A 2,674-nucleotide genomic window follows, 5' to 3' on the forward strand; every position below is an offset into this window, starting at 1 on the left:
AAATCTCACTTCTAGTCTTGATTTATACTATAAGAATAGGCCAAAACTGACTCAGATGCATAGGCATGTTATTTAATGTATGCGGGCTACGTTACGTTAGCGTTTTTCTGGGCCAAAATGGCAAAGGTTGCTCAAGATAAACTTGCCGCCGGCACAACAGAAACGGCGTTTTATGAAGCGAAAATAAAAACTGCCCAGTTTTATATCCAACGTATGTTACCAAGAGCAAAAGGCCACGCAGCCTGTATTCAAAACGGTGTCGATTCAATGATGGCATTAAGCAGCGATGATTTTGTTTTTTAAATTAGTGCTAGATTTTAGGATTGAGTCTACATTAGCTTCGTCGTTGATGGCTTGCAAAAGCGACTAAGTCTTTTAAGTCTATGGCCTATAATCAGAGTCTAAAAGCCGTAACCTTATGCGTTGCGGCTTTTTTATTTGTAACGAGACAATAATACGATAGACATTGATGTGACAATTAGCGCCGCAAACTACTGTTTAATATTCATTTATATCCTAACTCGAGGTTAGCAAACCGCTTGGTTGAGGGCGTGTCGCTTGGCCGTTAAATTCGGGTATACTGATTACTTCATCGTCATTTTATAGCCATTCTATAAAAATAAAAAAGGGATTAAGCCGATGCCAGGCAAAATATTCACTTCAGTGATTCCACTACTTGTTTTACTTCCGTTCACTTCATCAGCAAGTTCGTGGGTTGATATCAGTAATCAATACACTAATAAACAAATAAAAATTGTCAGTCAGTTTCAACCTGAATTAGCGAGCTCAATTGGAATAACTGCAGTCGATAGTCAATGCAGCAACATTACCAAGGCACAAAACGATAAGTTTATTCATACTCTTGAAAGCAGCAAAAAAAGCTTGCAACAGGCACTTGAAACTGAAAAATTATTGCCAGTTCGTCAAGACCTTAACATTATTATCGGCAATATCGATCAGACCATAGCGACGGGTAAGTTAGACGACAAATACATGTTACCTTGGGTTGATGTCCCCTTGATTATATTTCGTGGCGTATCGGCATTATTAGATGAGCAAATGCCTGATATTCGAAAACAGGCCGCCATGTCGCGCCTTGCTTGTTATGTCGGTAAAACGGGACAACCGGCACTCACAGAACAAGCCAAAACACTATTTGAAACAGCCTTAACCAATAAAAGCTTAATGGGCTCCACTAAAGTGGAGGTTAACCAAGCGCTCGCAAGATTCGATACCTTAATAACAGGTTTACAGCAGTTATTTGATAAAAATAACTTCACCACAGCCAATGACAATATGGTGCTGTTAACACAACAAATTGAAGATTATCGTCAATGGGCTGAACAAACCGTTATTCCACACTCACGGGACGACTTTCGATTACCCGCAGAAATTTATGCTTTAAAACTCAAAACCGTCGGCATAGACATCGAACCGCAGTTATTAATTGAGCAAGCAAAAACAAGTTATATGATAACCAAAGCCAATATGCAGGCTCTTGCACCTTTGGTGGCTAAAAAGTTCGATTTGCCATCAGATGATTATCGCGATGTTATTAAAGCACTTAAAAACCAGTCTTTGGCCAACGATAAAATTGAAGATTATTATCGTGACATTAATCAAAAACTTGAGCAGATAATCACTGAACATCATGTGGTTGATTTACCTAAACGCGATATGCTTATGCGACTTGCCACCGAAGCAGAAGCCGCGGGTAGTCCAGCTCCTCATATGGTTCCACCACCATTCATTGGCAATACCGGTGAACAGGGCCAATTTATTCTTACCACGGGTAACCCTGCATTAAGCGGTGATGCGGCTTATGATGATTTTAATTTTAACGCGGTTGCTTATACATTAAGTGCCCATGAAGGCCGACCTGGTCATGAATTACAATTCTCGGTCATGTTAGAACAAGGCGTTTCACTAGCAAGAGTCTATTATGCATTTAACAGCGTTAATGTAGAGGGGTGGGCTCTTTATGCTGAAGCAGAAATGTTGCCGTATCTTCCCATTGAAGCACAGCTGATTGCACTTCAGCACCGATTACTACGTAACGCTCGCGCTATGTTAGATCCAATGCTGAACTTAGGCCTGACGACAAAAGAGCACGCCTATACACTATTGCGTAATGACGTTGTTTTTTCAGAAGCGGCGGTGAAACAAGAAGTTGATCGATACACCATGAGAATGCCTGGTCAGGCGGGTAGCTATTTTTATGGTTTATCAAGACTACTAGAGATTAGGGCCGGAGTAGAAATTGCCTTAGGAGATAAATTTGATCGTTTAGCGTTTAATAATTTCGTATTAAAACAAGGTTTGATCCCACCACAATTAATGGCAGAAGCCGTTAACAAACACTTTTTGGCGCAGTAAAAATTAACACTACAGCCTAACGGATCCCATTTAAATCTTCACAGGTTTGAATGGGATTGTTAATTTACCCTAGCATTCAGATAATATTCACGTTGTCCTGTCCTGTATGTCATTGGGGCCTAGGAATAGCCTTTGACCCAGACATATATTTATCTAATCTGTCGAGAAAACCCCGTGATCCGAGCGTAGCGAAAGTCGCGGGGATGAATCGATAAACTAAGCTTGCTCTTGAATATATTTTCGAATTGTATCAGCGGAGGCATTGCCGACTGAGCAAGCAAAATATCCATCAGACCAA

3 protein-coding genes are annotated in these 2,674 nt (G+C 40.5%); 2 read left to right on the forward strand and 1 reads right to left on the reverse strand.

Features of this window, described 5'->3' with window-relative positions:
- Positions 1–117 precede the first annotated feature (117 nt).
- Both AAEZ00_RS20400 and AAEZ00_RS20405 read left to right on the forward strand, forming a co-directional pair.
- A complete protein-coding gene (locus AAEZ00_RS20400; RefSeq protein WP_502959345.1) occupies positions 118–303 on the forward strand; it encodes an acyl-CoA dehydrogenase C-terminal domain-containing protein in 186 nt (61 codons plus the stop codon).
- 336 nt (positions 304–639) lie between these two features.
- Positions 640–2,376: a DUF885 domain-containing protein gene (locus tag AAEZ00_RS20405; protein ID WP_124013155.1), complete on the forward strand. Its 1,737-nt coding sequence runs from the start codon at positions 640–642 to the stop codon at positions 2,374–2,376.
- A 216-nt stretch (positions 2,377–2,592) separates the two neighbouring features.
- Here the strand turns inward: AAEZ00_RS20405 and AAEZ00_RS20410 are convergent.
- Positions 2,593–2,674: transposase (locus AAEZ00_RS20410; protein ID WP_351089687.1), on the reverse strand; the 82-nt coding region annotated here is incomplete at its 5' end.

Source organism: Shewanella sp. S1-49-MNA-CIBAN-0167, from assembly GCF_040310145.1.
Classification (GTDB): Bacteria; Pseudomonadota; Gammaproteobacteria; order Enterobacterales; family Shewanellaceae; genus Shewanella; species Shewanella psychromarinicola.